Below are 25,506 nucleotides of genomic sequence, written 5' to 3' on the forward strand. Positions count from 1 at the left end.
TCCATGCGGCAACGCCAGATTCGCAAATTTAATTAATCACAGAAAGAACTCTTCTATGTACCCGGTATCATCTTTTACAGCAGCAGCAGTCGCCGAGCTAAAAAACGCAAAGCCGCTCTTTGAAACAACCCATGCCGCTTACGAGTTTAACATCTATTTGAGTGGCGATTCACTGTGGTTAACAGCAGGACAGAAAAAAGCCGGCAGAATAGCATTCAGGCTTGCCTTTTCCGGCGGCAACGAACTTACACTTGATAGCCAGAGCGAGGATGCCGGTCGCCTTGTTTTCAGTCTTAGATCGGCTACGGGCGATCTGCGCGTTGAGTTAACCTTTTCAGACGATGGGATTTTCAGGTATACAACGACCCTCAAACCAGGAAGGCCTACGCTGATTCCCTTCTGGCCAAAAGACATGCTACCGTTAGCAGGAAACGGCGATTTACAGGTAGGAGGAAAGATACATGCTGCACAGGTGGGTACGCGCTCGGGGCTGATGTATCTGAGCATGGCCAAACCAAAAAGCGGGTCGGTCTTCTATTTCCAGAACTTTAGCGCGTTAAATCCATTTTTTGAAGCGACGAAGACCTCTGCAGCTGAAACCGTAGGCGGCAAATGGCCGGAGCTCGGTTTTGCATTGCCTGCAGTAACAGAACAACCGCTTCCGGAGAACGAAGAATTTATCATATCAGATGCATTTGTTCGGCTAACGCCGGATGTCCCGGAGGGTGATATAGCAATTACAACAGCATTTCTCGATAATCTGGCCGCAGTATACCGGCTGATGCCGCGTCCGGAAGTAAAGTACCATGAGTGGCGCGAAACAGCGGCAAAAGGCCTCGACGGTCTTGCGAATCACAAAGGCTGCTGGACCTTCGCCGGGGGGCACCCGTACCTGAACGCCTATCTCTCAGATTATAAGACGCCGCCGGAAATTATGGTGCAGCTGGCAATCATGCTCCCGTTACTGGAATATTGCGACTGGACCGGCGAAAAACATCAGATGATGGCTGAACTGCGCGACGGGCTGCCTGCATTTTGGGATGAAAAACTTCAGACGGTAGTCAGATGGCTGCCCGTGCTGAACGGGAATCTTGACAACAGTGAAGAACAGAAACAGGTTGGTGTGATGGATTCCTGGTACCTCCATCACCCGCTGATGAATATGACAAGGCTGGCTGACCGGGGCGACAAACTCGCGCGGGAGCTCCTGATCCCATCAGTCGACTACGCCATTAAAGTAGCAAAACACTTCGATTATGAATGGCCGGTATTCTATAAAATGGATACGCTGGAGGTACTGAAAGAAGAGACACAGCCCGGCGAGGGCGGAGAAAAAGACGTTCCGGCCGCATATGCAAAACTGATGGTCGAAGTTTGGGGCCTGACCGGTGATGATAAATACCTGCAGGAGGCCAAGCGTGCCGTAAAGTCTTTGGATGGTCTTGCTTTTGATGTTTTTTACCAGGCAAATAATACGGCCTTCGGCGCCGTCGCTTTGCTAAGACTATATAAACAAACCAAAGATGAGTGGTTCCTGAATATGAGTTATGTCTGCATAGCCAGCATTTTCAAAAATGTGCAGTTGTGGGATTGCGATTATGGGTGCGGTAAATACTTTCCGTCATTCTTTTCGGTTTTTCCGTTAAAAGATGCGCCCTATACTGCCGCTTATGAAGAACAGGAAGTTTATTCGACTTTGCATGGTTATTTACAGGAATCGAGCGACATCGATATTCTGCCATCAGTAAGGCTGCTGGTTTCTGAATTTGTACGTTATGCAATTGCAAGAATGCCTTATTATTTTCCGACCATGCTGAATGAGGAAATGTTATCTGAAGAGGTTAAAACGGGAGAAATTGATCCGAATCTCTGGATTCCGCTGGAGGATATTCATGACGGATGGGAAAAGTCTGGTGAAGTAGGACAGGAGGTATATGGAGCCTGTGTGTCTTTCGGGATTGTTCCGCGTCAGTATTTGAAACTGCCGGATGATATGATGCTGTATGTAGATTACCCGATCTCGGATCTGAAAATGAGAAGGGGTAAAGGGGCCAGCTTCCGTCTGCTTGGCGATGCCGGCTTCAGCTGCAGGTGTATGATCTTCTTTTATAATGAGCCGAGGGATGTCGAAGTTTTGCTTGGATCAGGTAAGCGCACAGAACAGGTGAGTACAACAGAATCAGACAGCAGCGACAAACCACATATCGAATTTATGGTTCCCGGAAACGCAGAGATTAAACTTAAGTGGGGATAATGTGAGTGATGCGGGGAGTTTTCCGGATCACGCAATCCCCCCGTGGTAACAATTTAAAGTACATAGAGCTTAGGCTTCCGCCAGCAGGCCGGAAGCCTTTTGTTTTAGATGTCCGAACGATGCAAATTATACCCGCCCGCCCGCCTGGGCCGAGGAAGTATCATCAGGCTGGTTCAGATACACTGTTGTAGTCGGATTGGCGAAGCCGATACCTTCTTTAGCAAAGGTTTCAAAAATTCGCAGGTTTATTGATTGCTGGATGTCCATATAGGTGTTGTAATCTGAGCTCAGTACAATGTACACAACTTCAAAGTTCAGACTGAAAGTTCCGAAGGTAGTCCAATGTGCGCGATCAAATTTTACCATCCGGTGTTCCTCTACAATCGCTTTCAGCATACCGGGAATTTGTTTGAGTTTATCCGGAGTGATGTCGTACACCACAGCCAGGGTAAATACGGCACGCCTGGTTTCCATCCTTTTAAAATTGTGGATACGTGATCCGGTCAGGTCGCTGTTGGCGAAGACAAGTTGTTCGCCGGTAAGGCTTAACACCCTTGTTGTTTTTATGCCTATGTACTCGATGGTGCCGCTTTTATCGTCGACGGTAATAAAGTCGTTTACTTCGAACGGGCGGTCGAGAAAGATCACGAAGTAATTGAAGAGGTCGCCAAGAATATTTTGCGCAGCCAGCGCTACCGCGATACCACCAATGCCAAGACCGGTGATCAGTGCGGTTACGTTGTAGCCCATATTGTCAAACAGGAACAAGATGCCGAGAATCCAGATCAGCGTGTTAATGATGATCATAAGTCCGGCAAGCTGTCTGACTTTGTCCTGTCCGCGCTCCTGTCGCTCAAGGTAAGACTTTAGCAGCATCAGGATGATCGAAGAAACCAGGCGAATGACAAGAATGGTGATCACGACCGTTGCGGCATTGTCTATGATCTTCTCAAGCTTTGCGGGAAAGCTGAGGTAACTGATGCCTGCGTAAACGATGATGAGGTATAGCGCCGGAATCCCAAGACGGTCGAGCGTTTCAACGGCAAAGTCGTCGATGGTATTGACTGTTCGGTTTGCCCATATTTTAATTCGTTTCAGAAACCCGTGCTTAAAAATCCGGATGATCATGATTCCGAAAGTGACCAACGCAAAGGCAATCAGATAATCGGCAACGGTATTGTGATAGTATACTTTCTGTAAGAAGTCGCTCATGAGGTGATGCGGATTGTTCGTTATGGCTCTAACAGGTCCCTTCTGTAATTTGTTTAAAACGGTTGCGGTACTGCCCGGGTTAAAAACCCGGTGCTCGGTTGCTTTGGATTGTAAATCCAAAGCGACAGGGTCCTCCCGGATTTGTAATCCGGGTGAGCTGGGCGGCGGATATTTTATCCGCACGATATTATCCGGGTTAAAAACCCTGTGCTCAGTTGCTTTGGATTTACAATCCAAAGCGACATTGTCCTCCCGGATTTGTAATCCGGGTGAGCTGGGGGGTGGATTTTAATCCGTGCGATATCATCCGGGTTAGAAACCCGGTGCTCGGTTGCTTTGGATTGTAAATCCAAAGCGACATTGTCCTCCCGGATTTGTAATCCGGGTGAGCTGGGCGGCGGATATTTTATCCGCACGATATTATCCGGGCTAAAAAACCGGTGCTCAGTTGCTTTGGATTGTAAATCCAAAGCGACATTGTCCTCCCGGATTTGTAATCCGGGTGAGCTGGGCGGCGGATTTTAATCCGCGCGATATCATCCGGGTTAGAAACCCGATGCTCGGTTGCTTTGGATTATAGATCCAAAGCGACATTGTCCTCCCGGATTTGTAATCCGGGTGAGCTGGGCGGCGGATTTTAATCCGCACGATATCATCCGGGTTAAAAACCTGGTGCTCGGTTGCTTTTGATTATAAATCCAAAGCGACATTGTCCTCCCGGATTTGTAATCCGGGTGAGCTGGGCGGCGGATATTTTATCCGCACGATATTATCCGGGTTAAAAACCCGGTGCTCGGTTGCTTTGGATTGTAAATCCAAAGCGACATTGTCCTCGCGGATTTGTAATCCGGGTGAGCTGGGCGGCGGATATTTTATCCGGACGATATTATCCGGGTTAAAAACCCGGTGCTCGGTTGCTTTGGATTGTAAATCCAAAGCGACATTTGTCCTCGCGGATTTGTAATCCGGGTGAGCTGGGCGGCTGATTTTAATCCGCGCGATATCATCCGGGTTAAAAACCCGGTGCTCGGTTGCTTTGGATTGTAAATCCAAAGCGACAGGGTCCTCCCGGATTTGTAATCCGGGTGAGCTGGGCGGCGGATATTTTATCGCACGATATTATCCGGGTTAAAAACCCGGTGCTCGGTTGCTTTGGATTATAAATCCAAAGCGACATTGTCCTCCCGGATTTGTAATCCGGGTGAGCTGGGCGGCGGATATTTTATCCGCACGATATCATCCGGGTTAAAAACCCGGTGCTCGGTTGCTTTGGATTATAAATCCAAAGCGACAGGGTCCTCCCGGATTTGTAATCCGGGTGAGCTGGGCAGCGGATATTTTATCCGCACGATATTATCCGCTTAAAAACCAGGTGCTCGGTTGCTTTGGATTGTAAATCCAAAGCGACAGACTATAGACGTCACCCCTTTACTGCCCTTACGCAAATGAAATGTTTGTTTTGCGACAGATAGGCATAGGCCTCCGGATCGGCTTCTTCTGCTGCCTGATCAGGCCGAGGTTCGAGCATCCGTTCGATATGGAAACCAGCGGCAAGGCAGGGATCTTCCACCTCTTTCCATGACCGCTCGTAAACTTTCATCCGTATATTGTAGCTGCTCCACTCAACTTCCGTTACCTGCTTCCGTTCCGGTTCAGAAAATCCGGGCCGCCCTGGGTGGTCGGTCGAAAATACCAGTATACCGCCTGGTCTCAGAATACGCCAGAACTCATTGAACAGGAGATAAAGATCATCAACATAATGGATAACCAGGGTGCAGTAAACTACATCAAAGCCTCCATCAGGCAATGCCAGCGGATCGTTCAGATCCTGAATCAGAAATGTAACAGCACCATCGGTCGTTTCGCGCGCTGTTTGCAGCATTTGTTCGCTGTAATCTGCCGCAGTAACATTCGCTCCGGCTTCCAGCATCATTCGGGTAGTCAAACCCGGACCACATCCCGCATCAAAAACATCCAGGCCCTGAAGGGGTGGTAACAGCGATAGCGATGCCGGACGCTCATAATACGCATTCCATGCATTATCTTTTATCGAGGCTGCGTATTGTTTTACGAAGGCCGGATCAGAATAAATTGCATGGGAGAGACTTGTTGATGAAGAATCCATAATTTTGAATGTTTTGAAAAGAATCTGTGCGGTTAATGGTAAACCTGCTGAGGTTACAAAATAAAATTGCAAGAAAAAAGCCCTTGCGGGCTTTTCCTATACGTCGAGCGGACCTTCAACCGAATCGTCCATCGTTTTTCCTATTACCGTCGATACCGCCATTTTCAGGAATGCAACCACATTTCCATGCCTGTTATCCCAGTAATAACCTTCAGTAGGCGTTACCCTGATGAGGCTGATGTGCGGATCATCCTTGCCACCCTGGAACCATGTTTTCATTAATGGTTTCCAGAGTTCTTCGATTTTCTCGCGATCATCAACGACCTCAGAAATACCGTAAATATTCAGAAATCCAGCATGTGCGCTGCTTTGCATGAGCAGATGCGTAAATGGATCTTTCGAAATCTCGTCGTTTTTGTGACTGTCGTCCAGACTAAGGAACCAGATATTTCCCTCATCGTCAACTTCCTGGATGGCCATAGGGCGCACTGAAAACGGTATTCCGGTTTTAATATTGGTACAGAAAAAACATGTTTCGGCCTTTTCTGCGATCTCTCTTATCTTCTCTACGGCAACCTTACCGCTTAATGATTCTACGTGTTCTTCCTGGCTGTTGTTGGTACTGCCTTCCTGTTGATTTGTGTTTTCCATGATTTTTGGTTTGCTGTATTACAAGTACAATCCAGGCCGCTATTCGGTTTTGGGAAAATTTCAGGTAGCCGGTAAAGTGACAGGAAAACATGCAGGCGCTGCAAGGCATACAGCACTGCGTTGTTGCAGATACAAGGAAAACGTTATTCCTGGTTGTTAGGCAGGTAACTGGCCACCGTTTCAAGCAGCTGTTCAAGCTGGAAAGGCTTTTCAATAAAATCATTCGCCTGATGCGGACGCACACGAAGTTCATCGATATCAAACGAGCCGGTCAGAATCAGAATAGGAGTGAATTTAGTCGCCTCCTTTTCCCTGAGTTGGTTAGTTACCTGGAGCCCGTCATTACTGCCAAGCATAAAGTCAAGAATAATCAGGTCAGGTTGGAACTCTTCAACCGACTGGTGAAGCGCCGCCAGCTGTGTAACGCCGCAACATTGATAATTGGCAGACTCCAATACCATCGTCGTAGCTTCAACAATATCCTGGTCGTCGTCGGCAATCAGAATCTTTTTCATAGATAGGTGTTCAACAATTTTAATGTCGTTGTTATACAAAACTACAAAAATTGTTGAGAACCAGCTCGTTTTTTCTTGTAGCACAAATTCGTTACCTTATTTAAACGCCTGTTTTAATTTCAAATTGCCCATCAATTATGTACTTTACGCACACTAAATCCTGTTTTATGCTTAGCCGTATTCTTACTGTTCTGATTGCCATTGTGGTAACTTTTTCAACTGCGAAGCTTCAGGCGCAGCAAATTCCTCCCGGAATTGACAGTGTGATGAAAAAGTTTGATGCGATCGGCCTGGCGGTAGCCGTAGTGAAGGATGGCAGGATTATCTATAATAATTCTTTCGGCTGGAAGAATCGCGAGCAGCAAATTCCGCTGCAGAATACGGACATCTTTCGCATCGCCTCCATATCCAAATCGTTTTCAGCTACCGCCATTATGCAGCTGGTCGAATCGGGCAAATTGTCTCTTGACGATGACTTCAGCAAACTGATTGGTTTTCAGGTGCGGAACCCTAAATTTCCGGAAACGGTGATCACCCTGCGCATGGTACTTTCGCATACATCCTCCCTGAACGACAGCCAGGGCTACTTTAGTCTTGACGTGATTGATCCGGCAAAAAATCCAGGTTCGGCAAAGTGTTACAATAACTATGAACCGGGCAAGGGATACCAATACTGCAACCTGAATTACAATATGGCTGGCACAGTGATCGAAAAGATCTCCGGAGAACGCTTTGACCAGTATGTTAAAAAACATATCCTGGATCCGCTGAACCTTTACGGGGGCTATTGTGTAGACTCTCTGGACAAAAGCCGCTTTGTTACTTTATACGAATATGATGGTGCGACCAAACTATTCAAACCGGCACCGGCAGCGTATAATCAGCGCAGCGAAGTCATACGTAATTACGTAATGGGTAGCAGCACACCCATTTTTTCACCTACCGGTGGAATGAAAATCTCAGCCGCCGATCTTGCGCAGTACATGATCATGCACATGAATGCCGGCAAAAGCGGCAAGGTGCGCATTATCTCAAAGAAAAGTGCGCGAACCATGCAAACGCCTCTCTCTGATGGCGAGGGGGGCTATGGACTTGCCCTGTGGCGCGCAAGAGACCTGGTTGCAGGTAAGGAACTGACCGGCCATACCGGATCGGCGTATGGTCTGTACAGCTCGATGTTTTTCCATCCAAAGGAAAAATTCGGTTTTGTAACAATCACGAACGGCTGTAACCCTGCATACAAAGATGATTTGCCTCAGTTTACACGCGAACTGATCAGCGTACTTTATAAAGACTTTATTTTGCGCAAATAGTCAGCTGTCAGAATCTGTTTCAGCCCGGTAGGCACTTGGTGTTTTTCCGGTCAGCTTTTTTACGTATTTATTAAAATGACTCAGGTCAGTGAAGCCCAGTTCGATACTAATGGTTTTGATAGAATGTGCACTGTATTGGAGCCTGTTTTTGATCAATCCGATTTTGTATTCGCGTATATATTCGCGCAGGCTTTTGCCCGTTTCGCGTTTAACAAATGCACCAAGATAGTTAGTTGATAAGTTGAACCGTGTGGCCAGCTTGTCCGAATGAATTTCTTCAGGTTCATAAATGTGTTGATGGATATAATTTGCCAGCGCTGAAAAACGGGACGCCCGGCCATTCGGCTCTGTACCGGCCGTTTCCGGCAAATTTCTTTTCAAAATAAGGAATACAGACTGCATCAGCGAATAGATCAGCTGACTCGTGCTGTTTTTTGTTTCCTGCCATTCTTCATTGATCAGACCAACCAGGCTCCTTAGTTTATACCTGTCGTTATCAGCAAGGGAGATCTGTTTTCTGTTTCTTCCGGCATGAAAAAGCAACAGATCAATATCATGCGCTATTTTTTCTCCAGGTTGTATATTTCCGACATGAAGCGGATACACATCTGTAAATTTTATGAACGTGAATGTCGTATCTTCTGAGATTTCAAACCGGTGATGGTCACAAGGCGCCAGCAGGAAAACACTATTGTCTTCATAAGAAAACGAGGCTTCGGATATGAAATGCTGACCCTTCCCTTTATGAATGTAAATGATCTCGAAGTGATTGTGGTTATGAACCGGATGCTGCCATTCAGTCGTTGTGAAATGTGAAATCTTAAGATAATCCTGCTGAATATACTTCATCATATCCTTCCAAAATACCAATTTATAATTGAAATGTACAAGCTGTAGGTCCTGCGAGCTTCACAATTTTGATGACCCGGTTCCGGATCTATGGGATAGGAAAAAATCGAAGAATATGAACAAATTAAATTTAGAGAAAACAATGAAGCAAGTTCAAAAAGCCAAAACTGCGTTGGTAGCAGGCGCCGGCGGCGTAATCGGTCAGACACTGGTCGATCATCTGTTGACGCTGCCAGATTGGAATGTAATAGGTATTTCGCGCAGAAACCATGCATCTGCAGACCGGCTGCGTTATATACCGGCAGATCTGCTGGACGACGCAGATACCTACGCCAGGTTATCACCGCTAGGGGAGGTTACACATGTGTTTTATGCCGCCTATCAGGACAGAGCCGGCTGGGCAGAACTGGTTGAGCCAAACGTAACCATGCTGAAAAATGTCCTTGACGCGGTTGAGGCCGGCGCAGATGATCTTCAGCACGTAAGCCTGATGCAGGGCTACAAGGTGTATGGCGCTCATCTTGGCGCATTCCCAACGCCCGCGCGCGAGCAGGACGCTCTATGCATGCCACCCGAATTTAATACCAGCCAGCAGGAACTGCTCACAGCCCGTCAGGTTGGTAAAAAATGGAACTGGTCGGCAATCCGGCCATCTGTTGTTGGTGGAAAGGCCTTGTATAATCCCATGAATCTTGCCTTGCTCATTGCTGTATATGCAACCATTTCTAAAGAGCTCGGGCTGCCGCTGCGTTTTCCTGGTAAAACCGGGGCTTACCACACGTTGCTGGAAATGACCGATTCGACCCTGCTTGCCAAAGGAACCGTTTGGGCCGCCGAACGGACAGGAGTGGAAATGAAGCCTATAACATTAATAACGGAGATCTCTTCCGGTGGAGTTATCTATGGCCGCGCATTGCTGATTGGTTCGATATGGAAGCCGGAGCGCCTCAGCAGCTTCCGTTGCAGACCATCATGACCGGTAAAAAAAGCCTCTGGCAAAGCATTCAGCAAAAGTATGGTCTGGAAAAGCATGATTATGATACACTGTTTTCCTGGGCCTTTGGCGATTTTGTCTTCTCGTGGGACTATGATTTTCTGGCCGATGGATCAAAAGCCCGCCGGGCCGGTTTTCATGAATATGTGAATACAGAAGAGATGTTTTATTCTTTGTTTGAAAGTTTCAGAAAAGATCAGGTGATCCCATAACCGTATCATCGAAATCATACTCTTCCAAAAATATTCGTGCTTATTTGATTGCTAAAAAAATTAGTATATATTTGTTTGTCGCACCCGGGCAGGGGCGCGAACAGATATACTATGACAGTTACCGTATTGCCGATATTTGATACTGATTTCAGACCTGATGCAGGTCTGGCAAAAATAATGAATGAAAGGCTGCGTCAGGCAGCCAATGCATTGCAGGACAACCACCTGAAAGAACTGGTCTACCAGGGTCAGCCTGACGATGATGTGGTCGTTTATTTAAGTTATAATTCGAAGTTCAGCATTCGCTGGCGCGTCGTAAACGATGTGCCTGAGGAGGTTGAGGCTTTCGTGGCCGAAGTTTGCGGTGGTCTGGGTTACATTCCCTGGAAAATAGCAGGCCTAAACGTTTTTAAGAGCAAGGGAAGTTAAGGTCAAGGCGCCATGGATGGTCAGTTGAGTTTCTTTTCAGAGGCGGGACAGAGTCCGGGTCTGCCTGAAGAATTTTTAGCGTACCGGCCGGCATTCTTAAATGAGGCTAAAGCCAGCCAATTGCTTACCTCACTGCGGGATACGGTAAACTGGAGACAAAGGCGCGTTAAAATGTACGAAAAAGAAGTCCTTACACCGCGGCTTACAGCATGGTTCGGTGATCCCGACATTTGGGGCGTGATCGGTGATGAACACCACCCACCGGATCTATGGACAGATGAACTGGCCGCCTTGCGTGAATTGGTTGAGCCGTTTGCGGGTATTAGCTTTAACAGCGTGCTGCTCAATTTTTATCGCGATGGCAGGGATTCGGTTGCCTGGCACAGCGACAATGAAACGGTAATGGGCTCACATCCGGTCATTGCATCGTTGTCTTTGGGACAAGTGCGCACGTTTGACATCCGCCGTAAGGCAGATCATCAACAGAAGTATTCGATACGCCTTGAAAGCGGTTCACTGCTTATCATGAAAAGTGGGCTTCAGGAACAGTGGGAACATCGGATCGCAAAATCTACTCGGATAATGGGACCGAGGATTAATCTTACTTTCCGGCAGGTTCGTGGCACTGGTGGTTATGGGCTGTAGTCGATTGTTGTCCGGTAAAAATTGGCGGAAGAAATAAAATCCTCCTATACATTCTCAAAGTAATATTCGCCTGGGTCTTCTGAATCAAAGCCCTGAATTTTATGTGTATGGGTTTACGTACAGTAAGTAGTTTTGATGAGGATTTTGCCTGAGTCAGCTCCCGCGGCGGTGAGTGGTTTGATACCACAGCCTCACATCTATTGAAAAGCGAAGGGCAATAGACTTTGCAAAACATTCCCGGACAACGATTGGCGGTAGTTAATGGTCCGGAGGGCATTGTTTTGCAAGGGAAATTGCAGTACAATCCCTTTCCACTGCCTATGGAAGATGGAATTCAAAGCCAGAGCAGTTTACTGTCCTTCATCCTGTCTTGTTCATCATGCGAATATTTTCTGTCTCGCCTCAGGTCCTGCTTCTTTTAAGAAACAGACTGCACCTCGCGGCGGTGCGGTCCACGATCACCGTGAATCTTTTTCCCACTGAAAGAGATAAGTTCTGCAAACTTACCTAATAACAATAACCCGGAGCCTATGGCCGATGGCGCTCTCAGCATTTATTCACAGGGAAGCAGGAAGCCTGAACTTTCAGAGCCGATCTTCTGCCTGACAAAAAAACGGTGCGGGGTATAACCTGCAAACTGCTTGAATTCTCTGATAAAATGCGACTGGTCGGTATAACCCAGGCGGTGGGCAATTTTTGAGAAATTAGAAAATTCTTTGCCATTCATGAGCTGGAGCGCATGCTCAAAGCGCAGGATTCGCAGATAAACCTTCAGTCCGATTCCCACACTATCCTTAAAGCGTCTTTCCAACTGCCGCTGAGACACATGCAGGCTTGAGGTCAGATCTCTTACCTGAGGATTTAAACTGCTGTGCTGAGTTTTCAATACTGAAGTGATCAATTGATCTTTTCTGGTATTACTGCGTAACTTCCTTATAAGAAATGAAGAAAGAATCTCCAGTTGTTCAGCGGTTCCTGCGGCATGCGTAAGACGTTCATTGAGCTCAGGTGTACAGAAGTGATTCAGATCAATAAGCTGGTCGGAGATTTCACTGGCATTTAACCCAAATACCTGCTGCAGCGCCTGGGGGTAGAAGCTTACGCCCAACTGTGCGTAGCTGTTGGAAACCTCGTAAACGGCGGGCGCCGTTGTTAAGCCACTGAGAAATGAAACCGGCAGGTGGTTGTTGAATGCATCCCTCACTTTACTTTGCATACCCATATTTTGAAAGATGAGTCGCGGGAAACGGTCTGCAAAAAGCTGAATCTGCAACCGGGCCCGGTCGGGGTGATCGAAATCAAGGGACCAGAAATACCGCACACAATCCTGAAGTTCCGGGGGCGGGGGATAACGGACTTGTTGATACATAAGGGGAGAACCGCCGCGTGTATAATTCGAACGGTTACTGTTGATACACCTAATTTCCGCCTTACCCTTAAAGGGCGGGAAAATAATTTACGGTGATCTGGTTGAAAAGTTTCGTGAACATCAGCAACCTGCTAATCAACGGTATATAGAAAAAGAGACAAGAAGTTTAAAAAATATGTTTTTCGTTTACGTAAAATACGATATTTTAGCTAAATCGTTTTTGTGATATTTCGCAGGCGATGACCACAAACTATTTAAATAATAACCGGAAAGCATGGAACATATCGTTATGGGGGTGGATATCGGAGGCTCTCATATTACCGCAGAACTAATTGATTTACAGAAGAAACAGGAAATTGAAGAGACATTAGTCCGGACGAAGCTCAATTCTCATGCACCCGCCGAAGAAATTATAGACAGTTGGGCCAGAACCATTGAGAAATCCATGGAATCATATCCGGTCAAGCCAAAAAAGATCAGTATTGCGATGCCAGGTCCGATGGATTACAAAAACGGCATCTGTAAAATCAAAGACCAGGACAAATACCCCGCACTCTACAACCGCAACATCAAAGAAATGCTCGCTAGCCGGCTTCAGTACGATGTATCGGCTATCAATTTCATGAATGATGCCGCCTGTTTTTTAAAAGGAGAGCTTTTTAATGGCAGTTTAAGTGGTTTTGACGAAGCCATCGGACTTACCCTTGGGACGGGTCTGGGTACGGCACATACCACCAACGGTGCCGCTTTCGATTCAGATCTCTGGAAAATGCCTTTTCAGAAAGGTATTGCCGAAGATTATATTTCTACGCGGTGGTTTGTAAAGCGGTATTATGAATTGAGCGGTATTGAAATTGCCGATATCAAGGATCTGGTAGACAATCATCAGGATTCACCACACTTCAAAACGGTCTTTGCCGAATTCAGCGAAAACCTGGCGAAGTTTATCCATAAGTTTATTCGTAAAAAGATGCCGCTTGCTGCGGTCATTGGTGGAAACATCGTTAAAGCCGAAGCATTTTTTCTTGAGGATACACGGCGCCACCTCGCCAGCCTGATGGGATATAGTTTCCCATTAAAACGTTCTATCCTTGGCGAAAAGGCAGCTTTGCTGGGCGCAGGAACCAGCTTCTAGACTGACCGCAAGGCGGTAGCGTTTTAGCTGATTGGTTGCAAAACTGCAGAGCGGAGCTTCTTTCTAAAAGCCTTCGGACTGCTTCCGCGCTGTTTCTTGAAGAACTTGTTCAGATGGCTCTCGTCGCTGAAGCCGAATTCGCCCGCAATCTCGTTGATCCGGCGGTCGCTGTATTTTAGCCGGTGTTCAATCAGGCGGATGCGATAATCTGTAATGTACTGCTGCATCGTCTCGTTGGCGTGTTTCTTGAAATACCGGCCCAGATAAGCGTTCGATATATTGAAAACTTTGCTCAGGTGTTCAGTTTTGAGTTTTTGCGGTTCGTAAATATTTGACTGGATATAGTGTAGAATATCCAGCGTTTTCTCTTCCTGCACACGCCCGGTGTCAATCGGCAGGAACTTCGCAATATTGCGAGCAACAAGAACGATCAACGTGTTGACCAATTGCCTCACCACATCCTGGTTATGAAGATCTTTGGTTTCCTGTTCACGCACAATCGCATCGATAATAGGGCTAACCAGAAGTTTATCAGTCTGGTTTTTCAGAATACAGCCAGGCTGATGGTTGGCATGCTGCAGGATATATTCCAGCCTGCTGATACTTTCAGTAGCCAATGCTCCATTTCTTATATAAATATTATTGAACCGGATGCTGAACAGTGTGGTTTGTGTTTCAATTTCGAACGAATGACAGTCATCGGGTGTGATCAGAAACATATGACCAGGCATGTAAGCAAATTTGCTTTGATTGATGCATTGAAGCCCCCGGCCCGACAACACAAATATCAGTTCGAAAAACGTTGAATACTGTGTCGGTTTCGTCCAGACATTGAATGTCTGACAGGAGATATCAAATGGTTCGGTTAACACGCTGCGCATAATACAAACATACCGGTTTTTGGAAAATACTTACCTTTTTATAACTGACTTTGCTGTATACATTTGCTATATAAAAATAAAATTATGAAAGCATTTATAGTGGCCGCGCCCGGATCGGCTGAACAACTCGTCCTTCGCGATATCTCCATTCCCAGACCCGGACCGGGCGAAGTGCTGGTCAGGGTAAAAGCGATCAGCATCAATCCTGTAGATGTGAAAAGCCGGGCTGGTAAAGGACTTTACGGCAGACTCAAAGAGCTTGATCCGCTCATTCTGGGCTGGGATATTTCCGGCGAGGTCATCCAATCTGAATCGACCGAATTTGCAGCAGGTGATGAAGTATTCGGTATGGTGAACTTTCCCGGGCACGGACAGGCTTACGCAGAGTATGTTGTCGCTCCGGCAGCACACCTTGCCCGCAAACCTGCTAATATCACTCATGCGGAAGCTGCGGCATCTACGTTAGCAGCCCTTACAGCCTGGCAGGCGCTGGTAGATCATGCTAAAGTTAAGGCCGGCGACCGGGTGCTGATTCATGCTGCCTCGGGCGGGGTAGGGCACTTTGCTGTGCAGCTTGCCAAACACCTTGGCGCTGTTGTTACCGGCACATCCTCCTCGCGTAACCGCGGGTTTGTGAACGGGCTGGGTGCCGACAGACATATTGACTACCAGACTCAGGACTTTCGTGACGCTACCGGTAAGACAGATTTTGTTCTTGATGCGATCGGCGGCGAAAATGCTGAACGGTCGCTTGACTGCATTCGTCCGGGAGGTACATTAATCAGTATCCCGAGTGGACTAAGTGAAGAGCTGACCGCTTTAGCAAAGAGCAGGCAAATTGATGCCTACTTTTTTCTGGTTAAGTCAGACGGGGGCCAGATGCAGCAAATAGCCAGGTTATTGCAGGAGGGTATACTTAAGGCTCATGTCTTCAAAACTTATCCTTTTGATGAATTGCCCGAAGCGCATGAAGAACTGGAGAAGGGCAGAACGGTCGGCAAAATAGTCGTGCTGCTGTAAACGACTGGTTGTTTGTACCGTCTGTTAGAGTATGCAATGCGCCCTCATCTGAAGTGAAACTCAAAGCGTTCGCAAATGAAAGCGATTGTAAAGATATGAACAGACGCTCAGGCTTGCTGCTTTTCTTTCGGATTCTTTATTCCAGGAAATGTTCTTCTGGCCTGGTTCTTCGCAACCGGCTTTGTGCGGTGCAAACTCAGCATTGATAGGAATGATATTTAACAATTTCAATCTGCCGCATTACAATTATTTTTAAATCATTGTTATGCGGCAAAATTTGCTAAACGAGATAAGATTTTTCTGAACAATCTCAGATCTATGTTTCCCGGAGTTTTCTAAAGGAAGCCTCTGGGTTTTTATGTGTGTGGGTCTCCCGTACAGTCGGTGGTTTTGATGACGGCTTTGTTTGATTACTGCCACTGATAGGTGCGGACCGGCCTTGTATCTTCTCGCCGCAGAAAAGTATTAAAAGTCTTGTACTGTTTTAAAGAGGTTGGGAAGAACCAAGGAGGGGAACCAGCGCGGAACGGAATGGCGCAGAGGTAATCCGGGCCTTTTCCCGCCGCCGTCAGACTTTTGATGCTTTTATGCAAGAAGAGATACACAGCCGGAGCGTTTGTTCGTGTCTTGTATGTGGTTTTTAATGGTACGAACGCTTTCGGCTATGCTTCAGCTTGCTTCTTTTTCGCCAAAAAGAAGGAGCCCCGTGGCGGTGAGCGGTTCGATACCATAGCCTCGCCTCTATTGGAAACCAAAGAACTATAGGCTTTCGCAAAACCTTCCCCGGACAATAATGAGTAACGAATCATTGTTGTCCGGTAAAATTGGCTGAATGAAATAAGATCGTTCTGAACAGTCTCAAAGCGATATTTGCCTGAGGTTTTCCAAATCAAGCCCCTGAATTTTTATGTGTGTGGGTTTTACGTACAGGCTGTGATTTTGATGAATGTTTTGCCTGATTACTGCCACTGATAGGTGCGAACCGGCCTTGTATCTTCTCGCCGCAGAAAAGTATTAAAAGTCTTGCACTGTTTTGAGGAGGTTGTGAAGAACCAAGGAGGGGAACCAGCCCGGAACGGAATGGCGCATGGGTAATCCGGGCCTTTTCCCGCCGCCGTCAGACTTTTGATGCTTTTATGCAAGAAGAGATACACAGCCGGAGCGGTTTGTTCGTCTCTTGTATGTTGTTTTCAATGGTACGAACGCTTTCAGCTATGCCTCAGGTGCTTCTTTTCCAAGAAAAAGAAGGAGCCCCCGCGGCGGTGAGCGGTCCAATACCACAATTTTACATTTGTTGAAAACCGAAGGGCTATAGGCTTTCTTAAAACTTTCCCCGGACATCAATGATATTTAAATCATAAATTGCAACCAGGGATATATAAAACCATAACCATGCGCTTCATTTTTATCTTGTTGATGTGTCATTTCATAAAGCCAGCCTTTTCGCAGGTAAGCACAAGCCATTCCGATCTGGTTGTTTATGGCGGTACCTCTGCCGGCGTTATGGCCGCCGTTCAGGCGAGCAAAGCCGGGAAGTCAGTTATTTTGATATCGCCAGATCTGCACCTTGGCGGCTTGTCATCATCTGGTCTCGGCTTTACGGATACCGGCGATAAGCGGGTTATCGGAGGGCTTGCCCGGGAGTTCTATCACCGGGTGTACCTTCATTACCAGCAAGACAGTAGCTGGAAGTGGCAGAAACGGTCAGATTATGGAAACAAAGGACAGGGTACGCCTGCTATCGACGGAAACGAACGGACGATGTGGATTTTCGAGCCACATGTAGCCGAAAACATCATGGAGAGTTTCGTTCGTGAGCATAAAATCCGGGTTGTCAGAAATGAGTTGCTGGACCGTAAGAAGGGTGTGGTTGTGAAAGATAGTCGAATCGTCTCTGTCCGGTGTGTAAGTGGTAACACCTATGCTGCAAAAATGTTCATTGACGCCACGTACGAAGGTGACCTGATGGCGTCAGCAGGTGTAGGGTACCATATCGGCCGGGAGGCCAATACCGAATACGGCGAACAGTGGAATGGTGTGCAAACAGGCGTTTTTCAGCATGGACATCATTTTAAAACGAAAATCAGTCCTTACAGGACGGAAGGAGATGCAAATAGCGGTCTGTTGCCTGGTGTTAGCGCGGAAAAGCCTGCGCCCAATGGCAGCACCGACAGAAAATTGCAGGCATATTGTTTTCGCATGTGTTTAAGTAATGTGGCCGGGAACCGGATAAGCTTTCCCAAACCCGACGCGTACAATCCGCTCGATTATGAACTGCTCGCCCGTTTATTCAAAAGCGGGTGGCGTGAGCTTTTTGATAAGTTTGATCCGGTACCGAACGGCAAAACTGATACAAATAACCATGGTCCATTCAGCACCGATTATATCGGCATGAATTATGCCTACCCGGAGGCCAGCTATGCCGAGCGCGAACGCATCAAACGTGCGCATACAAATTATCAGTTGGGGCTTTTTTATTTCCTGGCGACGGATAAGCGGGTGCCCAGAGATCTTCAGGAAGCTTTTAACAAATGGGGACTGGCTAAAGATGAATTCCGGGACAACGGCAACTGGCCTTACCAGCTCTATATCCGCGAGGCACGCCGCATGAAGGGGCAAATGGTGATGACTGAAAATGAAGTCCTGGGTAAAAATTCGGTGGCGCGACCAGTTGGAATGGGCTCCTATTCTTTAGACTCACATAACACACAGCGTTACGTCACCGACGATGGGTGGGTGCAAAATGAAGGAGACATTGGCGTAAAGGCGCCGCAACCCTATGGTATCGATTACCGGGCCATCACCCCGAAACGTAACGAATGCCGGAATCTCCTGGTTCCCGTCTGCATTTCGGCCTCGCATACCGCCTATGGCTCTGTACGCATGGAACCTGTCTTTATGATACTGGGTCAGTCAGCGGCTACTGCGGCCTGCCTGGCTATAGACGCTAACGTTGCCGTTCAGGACCTCGATTACAGTTTGTTGCGTGCTGCACTGCTGGACCAGAAACAGCGCCTCAGCAATTGAATCTCCATCCTGTCTGGGGTTTATACCTGTCGGCGGGTAGGGAACTGAAAACGCCGGAGCAGAGCGGCCCTGCTTCACCATGTGGTCTGCACTAGCGCTCCGGCAGACCGCCGCGGTCTGATGGCAGCCACCAGCTGGCGCAAATATTAAATCCTGGGCAAACTATAGCCGTTATGATAGGTTGCGGTCAGGTAGTCCCTGTTTACTCTTGCATCGGTGAAACTTCCTTTCTTTTCATTCCAACTCAGTTTTTGACCGCTCCGATAAGCAATATTGCCCATCTGCGCCACAGTTGCTACGTGCGCAGCGTCCTGTATTGAACAATTGAGCGACTGCTGGCTGCGTGACCGGATGGAGTCGAAAAAATTGACCATATGTTTGTTCAATCCGTTATCCTGCGATCTGGTAAACGGGATAGCGACCTTATTTTTACTTTCTTTTTCCTCGATAACTTCCCAGCCGCCGCGGCTTAAGACAAGCGTGGCATTGTTGCCGATGTATGCTATACCATGATCACGATTATAAGACCCGTTGCTGATCCCCATAGCAGAATCCCAAACCATGTTAAAGTTTTCAAATTCATACAAGGTAGTCAGCGTATCGGGCGTTTCTTCATACAGGTCAGGGTAAGCGAACCGTCCGCCAAGCGCCGATATGGTTTTCGGGACCGGAAGTTTCATTCCTAATAGCCCATAATCGATCAAGTGCACCCCCCAGTCTGTCATGAGGCCGCCGGCATAGTCCCAGAACCACCTGAAGTTGAAATGATAACGGCTGGCATTAAAAGGCCTCGTCTTTGCCGGTCCGAGCCAGCTCTTATAATCCACGCCTGCGGGCGGAAGTAAATCCGGAACAACCGGGCCAGGTTTCATCCAACCCTGGTAACACCATACTTTAACGGTACGAATATTTCCCAGCTTGCCGCTTTGTACAAAATCAACGGCATCTTTAAAATGCTGCTGGCTTCTCTGCCACTGGCCGGCCTGCACAATCTTGTTGTAACGTTCCTGAGCAGCGACCATGCGCCGGCATTCTGTGATGGAGTTTCCAACCGGTTTCTCAACATACACATCCTTCCCGGCCTGTACTGCATGAATCATCATTAATGCATGCCAGTGATCTGGTGTGCCGATTATAACGGCATCAATGTCTTTGTTATCAAGCAGGGCCCGGTAATCGGCATAGGCTTTAACACTGCTCTGGTCGATATTCATTGTCTTGAGCTGGGAAAGCCGCTCGTCGAGTACGTTTTTGTCTGAGTCGCACAGGGCGGCCAGCCGCACACCGGGCACTTTTAGTGCCGCCTGAAGGTCTGACCAGCCCATGCCCTTCAAGCCGATCACACCAATATTGATTCGTTCATTGGCGCCAAGTATTCGGCCTGCGATGGCAAAGGCGGGCTGGCTTATCGACGCAAGCAGCGTTGTGCCGCCTGCCGCGAGCGCAGTATGGCGAATAAAGTTCCGGCGGTTTAACATGGTATAGAGTTTTAGTTAGGTAAATCGGCGCTCATCTTATTTTCAGGCGTGAGAGCATCAGGCGCAAACAGCGACCCCGGCTCTTTCCGCCTACAGGTGGTTCAACACTTGTCTGTCAGACAGCCTGCCTGATGAAGTTAAGAAAAAAAATCGGATCCACCCTATGTTGGCCGGCTGGCCGAAGCAGCATCTCACGGCCTTACCTTCATGAAGCATTCTGATTCTGAAGACTATGCGCCTGATGTTCATCAAGTAAACGCTGAAAGTCCTGAGGTTCGTCCGGTTCATAGTTCACGATCTCCCCGCTGTGCAGCAGAAGTGTGAAGATGCCGGCGTTGACAATGTATTTTTTTACCTGTGTTACAGGGTGCGGGAATTGTTGAGATGTTTCCATCAGGATGATTATTTCCCCTAATATAGGTACTTTAAAATATACCACTCCGGCAACTGCAAAGTAAGTGCTTAGGATTTCACGCGTAGCGGCATATGAAAGGCCGGCGACGCCGCCGTGCCCGGCATAAAATTATTCTAATTAGTACGTATAATACTAACAATCAGTTAGATATAACTTGAATAAAATGAATATAAGGAACGAGCTTATCAGCCGATTTTTTGGGTCTCGGTTTCCTTAATCAGCTTTTTTTCCAGTGCAGCGCCGATTTTTTTGGCAGCGATAGAGATCCCCAGTCGCTTGAAGAATCCCTGTTTGTGAAATACTTTGTTAGCGATACCTGACAGGAGTTTGCCTATGGGATTTTTGATCTCAACCACACCGGGTCTGTGGGCAAGAGGGGAAAGTGAACGTTCGAGTACGCGCCCCGGTACGTGTTCCAGGAGCTGGTAACTTTCGTGTTTAAGATAAAGCTCCTGATTCCGCATATCCCGCTCCAGACGCAACATTTCCTGTTTGAGCTCACTTAGATTTTCGATCTGTAATTTTCTAGCCATAGTGTAAGTTCATGATCAGAACAATCAGTTTCTGAAAATGCAACACATAAGTCCGGGATGGGTTTTGATTTTTTTTAGCAGTGCACGCAAAAAAGAAGTAACTCAGGGCAGACCACTATTAGTTGCTCAACAGGTAATGGCTGCAAATTTCTTTTAGTTCATTCAGATACAGCGGCTTCTTGATCAGCCGGCTTACATACGGATTCGCCTCGGCACGTTTAATGTCTCCATAATCAAGCGTAGATGAAAGTATTGCCAGCACGCATTTATTAATAAACTTTTCATCCAGCTTCTTGTAGTATTCAAGAAACTCGAAACCGTCCATCTCAGGCATTTGAATGTCAAGGAGTATAAAGTCAGGCAGGGCGCCTGGCATATCGATGTTTCGCTGTAAATACGTAATGGCTTCTTCCCCCGAACGGCACATGGTTATATGCTGAAACAGTCCGGACAGCGTGATGATCTTTGAATTGATCTTCAGGTCGATGTCATTGTCATCGATCAGCATCACCCTTTTTTGACTGCTAGCTTTGTTTTCCATTTGGAATTGTGATTTTGAATGTTGTGCCGCTTCCGATATCTGATACCACAGATATTTTCCCATTGATCTTATTGAGCGCTTCCTTGACGATGAAGAGTCCAAGGCCGCTGCCGTGGTGGTATTTGCTCTTAAAGAACTGGCTAAAGATCTTTTCCAGGTGCTCATTCAAAATACCCACGCCGTTGTCCGTGATCGATATGTCTGCAGCCTCTTCCGTGACATCTATTCCGATCCGCACAGATTTATCGGTTGCGCCTGCTTTCTGGTACTTAATAGCATTTGAAATCAGGTTGCCTAAAATGACCTCGATTCTGAATGCATCACCATAATACTTCACATCCTGCGTGATATCAATTGCAAAGCTTGTTTCCTTGTCTGAGAAGGAGTGGAGTTCAACCAGTTCAGCCACCAGCTGTTTAAAGTCGATCTCGGCATTTTCCGCTGCCGATTTATTGTTTTTGTAATACTGCAGCGTTTTCTGGATATAATATTCCAGTTTGTTTGAGCAGGTTTCAATCAATTTCCAGTACTCGCCGCTTGAATTGAACAAGCCTTCCATTTTGACCAGATTGATAATGCCGATCACGGAGACAAGTGGAGCGCGCAGTTCATGCGAAATGCTATAAATAAAACGGTTCAGCTCATCATTTGACTTCTCAAGCTCAGAGATTTTGGTGCGCAGGTTAATCTTTGACATGTACGCATCAAAAGCATTTTTGATGGAATTGTGAAGTTCAAGATCGTTCCAGGGCTTCTGGATATAACGGTAAATATCGCCGTGGTTAATTGCATCAGCAAGCGCTTCGATGTCTGTATAACCGGTCAGCAGGATACGCGTAGGATCGGGATGCGTGTGGATGATACTTTTGAAAAATTCAACACCTGTCATATTCGGCATCTTCTGATCGGCAATGATCACATGAATAGCCACATTGTCGAGTATTTTCAGTCCTTCGGCAGCAGAGATGGCAGTGTATATTTCATACTGACGCCTGAAGCCAGCCTTGAATGCATGAAGGTTGTTTTCCTCGTCATCGATATAAAGAACCCTGATTGTAGAACTGCTCATAGTTGGTTTCCTCTTAGCTGTTTGTTATGCATTTACAGGCAAGGTAATAATAAATTCTGTTCCAACATTTATTGTTGATAAAACTTCTATGGTGCCTTTGTGAGTCTCTATGATGCGAAAAACAATAGATAAACCAAGCCCGGTTCCTTCGCCGACACTCTTGGTTGTAAAGAAGGGTTCGAAAATCTTATTTTTCACTTCTTCTGTCATCCCTGTACCGCTGTCTTTAATACTGATGGATACCTTGTCGCCAAGGTTCCTCGTTGTAATGGTCAGGAACTCCTCTTCGCGTTGCTCCGGCTTATTCTTAATGGCATAGATGGCGTTAGAAACCAGGTTCATAAATACCTGATTAATCTTGCCCGGCAGACACTCCACTTTTGGCAGGTTATCGTAATTTTTTATAACCTTCAGGTTCTGCGGATAGATATTCCTGACCAGTACCAGGGTCGAATCAAGCCCTTCGTTCAGGTCGACCGGTTTGGTATCATTCTCATCGAGACGGCTGAAGTTTTTCAGGCTTCGGATTATTTCCGCCGTACGGCGTGCGCCCTCACCAATGCCCGACAACAGGGTATTGATCTCCTCGTTTACAAAGGCCATATCAATCTGCCGTTTAAAGCTGTTGATTGCCTCGAGCTGCTCATGAAGATCACGGGCAGGATCAATCTTTTCGTACATCGAGATCACCTCACGAAGGTCTTTGATATCCAGCTCAAGCGGTTTGATGTTTGAAGTGACAAAGTTGATCGGGTTGTTGATCTCATGGGCAATACCCGCTGTAAGCTGACCGAGCCCGGCCATTTTTTCGGCATCGACAAGCTGGCTCTGCGCATCCTTCAGGTCTTTTAAAGTTTGTTCCAGCGAGCTGTTTGCGCTTTGTAATTCGACCGTACGTTCGGTTACCTTTCGCTCCAGCTGGATGTTCTGTTCTGTGATCAGTCGCTCATTTTCCTGAAGCACACGGAGCGCTTCTTCCTGCGATTGCTCTTTTTCCTTACGGTAAACATTGATCTTGTCTGCCAATGCGAAAGAAAGCAGGGTAACTTCAACTGCCGAACCCAAGGGCATCATGTTGTAAGTAAGTGTGTTATACGGCAGGATATTATAGTCTTTTAATACGAAAATACACAGACCAAGCAGGAAGAACGACCAAGCAAGAATAAAATACTTGGCAGGTTGAAAGCCCTGACGGTGTACGCGCCAAGCGGTAAATAACATGGCGATAGCAATGATGACTGCGGTGATCTGAAGAAGTTGGTAGGACACATTTAAATTACCTAAAAAGGCAAGAAGCACCGCTATGCCGTATGGAATGTAAAAGATGTTCAGCCAGCGATTCAACCGAGGCACATAGACATCGCTGTGCAGAAATTTTTTCATGAATTCCAGGGCGGTCAGCGCAGCCAGAGGGGTCAGAATGTAAACCGCATAAGTCGACACGGTCACATTAGCAGGCCAGAGGTACTTAAAAGTAAATCCCTGAAAATTGGCCTGAAGCAGGCCGATAAAAAATATATAAATTATATAAAACAGATATGTTTTATCGCGGGTACTTATAAACAGAAAAAAGTTATAAATGAACATGACGACAATAATGCCCGCATACATTCCGAAAACGAGGAAGGCATCCGCATTATTTTTGTCTATCACTTCACTTTTTGTCAGTATAAGTGGTACCTGTAATTGTTCGCCACCACTTAGCCGGATCAGGACAGTAGTTGTTTCGCCCTTCTTCAAATGAAAAACAAAGGTGCTGAAAGGATTGTCAAATGAGCGGCTGTAATACGGGCGTGAGTCGCCCATCTGTTCTTTCCTCAAGAGCTTAGTGTTACCATCGAATTGAAAAAAATCGACTTTATCAAGGGTAGGAAGCGGAATCTGCAGCGTTAATTCGTCACTTGATGTTTTGTTTTTTATAACCATCCGGAGCCAGTATGCGCTGTTGCTGATGCCGAGATTAGGAACATCTGATGTAACCTTTTCAAATCCGGCAGAACCGATTGCTTTTTCTGCCGTCAAGCTCTGTGTGGGGTCAGCCAGCAACCGGACCTTTGTTCCGAAGTTCGATAGTACCTCGCCATCAGCAATTTGCACGGTATCTGTCTGCACTGCTGCTATGACCGATTGATACGGCAGCGAGCAGAAAAACAATAAGATGAAAAACTGTCTAATCATATTCAGGGATAACCAATTGGTAATCAACTTCAAGCATGCCCTTTGGCCCGGTTTCAATAGTGACCTGCTGTGGATTATTCCGAAGGTCGAAAATGCGTTCCCGATCGAAGGCCTCAGCTGTTTCCAGGGTTTCCGCGTTCATTTTACGTAATACCCGTGCTATATAGTTTTCGTTGGGATAAACGAACTCACCTTCGTTGCCAAGACTGTCTTCGATCACGAAGCCAACCTTGCGTACCATAGGCATTGTATAGTCTGCACAAATTGTAAACAACGACGCCAGGCGGATCTGGTTAACAATAGCAATACCTGCCCGGACCAACAGAATACTGATGCCGATTCCAGCAACGCTCTTTGCGTTCCAAAGTCCGCAAAGTTCACCAGTTCCATCGTCAAAATACTGATTTATAACCTTGGTAACAAGCGGGTCCATATAACCCACGGCATCTTCGACCGGCAGCGGATGTATTCCGTCTGCTATATGAACCCTGACACCGCCAACAACCGTCCCGTCCTCGGTCTCAGCTACAATACCGTGTACATTAGGCAGCGACATCCACTGGCGGTTATTCGTCGTGATGTTTGTGATTCCGTAATCTTTCAACACCTGCACATGTCCTGCCAAATATTTTTCGCAAGTATCGGGTTCTTTTACCGCCGT

General features: G+C 46.9%; 24 protein-coding genes. 9 read left to right on the forward strand and 15 right to left on the reverse strand.

Features of this window, described 5'->3' with window-relative positions:
- Window positions 1-55: 55 nt before the first annotated feature.
- A complete protein-coding gene (locus EJV45_RS06775; RefSeq protein WP_129714907.1) occupies window positions 56-2,254 on the forward strand; it encodes a hypothetical protein in 2,199 nt (732 codons plus the stop codon).
- Window positions 2,255-2,380: 126 nt separating this feature from the next.
- Here the strand turns inward: EJV45_RS06775 and EJV45_RS06780 are convergent, their stop codons facing one another.
- The 5 genes from EJV45_RS06780 to EJV45_RS06800 form a co-directional block, all read right to left on the reverse strand.
- Window positions 2,381-3,466, reverse strand: coding sequence for a mechanosensitive ion channel family protein (locus tag EJV45_RS06780; protein ID WP_129714908.1), 1,086 nt, complete (start codon window positions 3,464-3,466; stop codon window positions 2,381-2,383).
- Window positions 3,467-4,156: 690 nt separating this feature from the next.
- Entirely contained in the window at window positions 4,157-4,519 is a 363-nt protein-coding gene (locus tag EJV45_RS06785; RefSeq protein WP_129714909.1) for a hypothetical protein, read from the reverse strand.
- Window positions 4,520-4,886: 367 nt separating this feature from the next.
- Entirely contained in the window at window positions 4,887-5,591 is a 705-nt protein-coding gene (locus EJV45_RS06790; RefSeq protein WP_129714910.1) for a bifunctional 2-polyprenyl-6-hydroxyphenol methylase/3-demethylubiquinol 3-O-methyltransferase UbiG, read from the reverse strand.
- A gap of 96 nt (window positions 5,592-5,687) precedes the next feature.
- Complete coding sequence (locus EJV45_RS06795) at window positions 5,688-6,242, reverse strand: pyridoxamine 5'-phosphate oxidase family protein (RefSeq protein ID WP_129714911.1); 555 nt, start codon at window positions 6,240-6,242, stop codon at window positions 5,688-5,690.
- Between the two features lie 143 nt (window positions 6,243-6,385).
- Window positions 6,386-6,757, reverse strand: coding sequence for a response regulator (locus EJV45_RS06800; RefSeq protein ID WP_129714912.1), 372 nt, complete (start codon window positions 6,755-6,757; stop codon window positions 6,386-6,388).
- Window positions 6,758-6,924: 167 nt separating this feature from the next.
- Here EJV45_RS06800 and EJV45_RS06805 point away from each other — a divergent pair, with 167 nt between their 5' ends.
- Window positions 6,925-8,070 (forward strand): serine hydrolase, encoded by a 1,146-nt coding sequence (locus tag EJV45_RS06805; protein WP_129714913.1) that lies wholly within the window; start codon window positions 6,925-6,927, stop codon window positions 8,068-8,070.
- Here the strand turns inward: EJV45_RS06805 and EJV45_RS06810 are convergent, their stop codons facing one another.
- The gene (locus EJV45_RS06810) at window positions 8,071-8,922 is read right to left on the reverse strand and encodes a helix-turn-helix transcriptional regulator (RefSeq protein ID WP_129714914.1); all 852 of its coding nucleotides are present in this window, start codon (window positions 8,920-8,922) and stop codon (window positions 8,071-8,073) included.
- Window positions 8,923-9,061: 139 nt separating this feature from the next.
- On the opposite strand from EJV45_RS06810, the gene EJV45_RS06815 reads away from it, so the two are divergent.
- The 4 genes from EJV45_RS06815 (at window position 9,062) to EJV45_RS06825 (ending at window position 11,199) form a co-directional block, all read left to right on the forward strand.
- Window positions 9,062-9,895 carry an SDR family oxidoreductase gene (locus EJV45_RS06815; RefSeq protein ID WP_205942339.1) on the forward strand — a complete coding sequence of 278 codons (834 nt, stop codon included), beginning with the start codon at window positions 9,062-9,064 and terminating at the stop codon, window positions 9,893-9,895.
- The gene (locus EJV45_RS19550; RefSeq protein WP_205942340.1) at window positions 9,892-10,125 is read left to right on the forward strand and encodes a hypothetical protein; all 234 of its coding nucleotides are present in this window, start codon (window positions 9,892-9,894) and stop codon (window positions 10,123-10,125) included. Before EJV45_RS06815 ends, EJV45_RS19550 begins: the two co-directional genes overlap by 4 nt.
- Before the next feature lie 111 nt (window positions 10,126-10,236).
- Window positions 10,237-10,554 (forward strand): hypothetical protein, encoded by a 318-nt coding sequence (locus EJV45_RS06820; protein ID WP_129714915.1) that lies wholly within the window; start codon window positions 10,237-10,239, stop codon window positions 10,552-10,554.
- Between the two features lie 12 nt (window positions 10,555-10,566).
- On the forward strand, window positions 10,567-11,199 hold the full coding sequence (locus EJV45_RS06825) for an alpha-ketoglutarate-dependent dioxygenase AlkB (RefSeq protein WP_129714916.1): 633 nt from the start codon (window positions 10,567-10,569) through the stop codon (window positions 11,197-11,199).
- A gap of 553 nt (window positions 11,200-11,752) precedes the next feature.
- Here the strand turns inward: EJV45_RS06825 and EJV45_RS06830 are convergent.
- The gene (locus EJV45_RS06830; protein ID WP_129714917.1) at window positions 11,753-12,568 is read right to left on the reverse strand and encodes a helix-turn-helix transcriptional regulator; all 816 of its coding nucleotides are present in this window, start codon (window positions 12,566-12,568) and stop codon (window positions 11,753-11,755) included.
- Between the two features lie 274 nt (window positions 12,569-12,842).
- Here EJV45_RS06830 and EJV45_RS06835 point away from each other — a divergent pair, with 274 nt between their 5' ends.
- Window positions 12,843-13,703 (forward strand): ROK family protein, encoded by an 861-nt coding sequence (locus EJV45_RS06835; protein ID WP_129714918.1) that lies wholly within the window; start codon window positions 12,843-12,845, stop codon window positions 13,701-13,703.
- 23 nt (window positions 13,704-13,726) lie between these two features.
- On the opposite strand, the gene EJV45_RS06840 is transcribed toward EJV45_RS06835, so the two are convergent.
- Window positions 13,727-14,584 carry an AraC family transcriptional regulator gene (locus EJV45_RS06840; RefSeq protein ID WP_129714919.1) on the reverse strand — a complete coding sequence of 286 codons (858 nt, stop codon included), beginning with the start codon at window positions 14,582-14,584 and terminating at the stop codon, window positions 13,727-13,729.
- Window positions 14,585-14,668: 84 nt separating this feature from the next.
- Between EJV45_RS06840 and EJV45_RS06845 the strand changes: the two genes are divergently transcribed.
- Together EJV45_RS06845 and EJV45_RS06850 are read left to right on the forward strand one after the other, a co-directional pair.
- Window positions 14,669-15,604 (forward strand): NADP-dependent oxidoreductase, encoded by a 936-nt coding sequence (locus tag EJV45_RS06845; protein ID WP_129714920.1) that lies wholly within the window; start codon window positions 14,669-14,671, stop codon window positions 15,602-15,604.
- 1,392 nt (window positions 15,605-16,996) lie between these two features.
- Window positions 16,997-18,631 (forward strand): FAD-dependent oxidoreductase, encoded by a 1,635-nt coding sequence (locus tag EJV45_RS06850; RefSeq protein ID WP_129714921.1) that lies wholly within the window; start codon window positions 16,997-16,999, stop codon window positions 18,629-18,631.
- Between the two features lie 146 nt (window positions 18,632-18,777).
- Here the strand turns inward: EJV45_RS06850 and EJV45_RS06855 are convergent, their stop codons facing one another.
- The 7 genes from EJV45_RS06855 to EJV45_RS06885 all read right to left on the reverse strand — a co-directional run bounded on the left by EJV45_RS06855 (window position 18,778) and on the right by EJV45_RS06885 (window position 25,470).
- The gene (locus tag EJV45_RS06855; RefSeq protein WP_129714922.1) at window positions 18,778-20,109 is read right to left on the reverse strand and encodes a Gfo/Idh/MocA family protein; all 1,332 of its coding nucleotides are present in this window, start codon (window positions 20,107-20,109) and stop codon (window positions 18,778-18,780) included.
- Window positions 20,110-20,314: 205 nt separating this feature from the next.
- The gene (locus tag EJV45_RS06860; protein WP_129714923.1) at window positions 20,315-20,503 is read right to left on the reverse strand and encodes a hypothetical protein; all 189 of its coding nucleotides are present in this window, start codon (window positions 20,501-20,503) and stop codon (window positions 20,315-20,317) included.
- 206 nt (window positions 20,504-20,709) lie between these two features.
- Window positions 20,710-21,057, reverse strand: a complete 348-nt coding sequence (locus tag EJV45_RS06865) for a hypothetical protein (RefSeq protein WP_129714924.1) — start codon at window positions 21,055-21,057, stop codon at window positions 20,710-20,712.
- 118 nt (window positions 21,058-21,175) lie between these two features.
- The gene (locus tag EJV45_RS06870) at window positions 21,176-21,598 is read right to left on the reverse strand and encodes a response regulator (RefSeq protein WP_129714925.1); all 423 of its coding nucleotides are present in this window, start codon (window positions 21,596-21,598) and stop codon (window positions 21,176-21,178) included.
- Window positions 21,582-22,667, reverse strand: coding sequence for a hybrid sensor histidine kinase/response regulator (locus tag EJV45_RS06875; protein ID WP_129714926.1), 1,086 nt, complete (start codon window positions 22,665-22,667; stop codon window positions 21,582-21,584). The genes EJV45_RS06870 and EJV45_RS06875 overlap by 17 nt, the downstream gene beginning before the upstream one ends.
- Before the next feature lie 24 nt (window positions 22,668-22,691).
- Window positions 22,692-24,845 (reverse strand): 7TM diverse intracellular signaling domain-containing protein, encoded by a 2,154-nt coding sequence (locus tag EJV45_RS06880; RefSeq protein WP_129714927.1) that lies wholly within the window; start codon window positions 24,843-24,845, stop codon window positions 22,692-22,694.
- Window positions 24,838-25,470 carry a hypothetical protein gene (locus EJV45_RS06885; protein ID WP_129714928.1) on the reverse strand — a complete coding sequence of 211 codons (633 nt, stop codon included), beginning with the start codon at window positions 25,468-25,470 and terminating at the stop codon, window positions 24,838-24,840. Before EJV45_RS06885 ends, EJV45_RS06880 begins: the two co-directional genes overlap by 8 nt.
- Window positions 25,471-25,506 lie beyond the last annotated feature (36 nt).

The organism is Pedobacter sp. SYP-B3415 (assembly GCF_004138205.1).
Classification (GTDB): Bacteria; Bacteroidota; Bacteroidia; order Sphingobacteriales; family Sphingobacteriaceae; genus Pedobacter.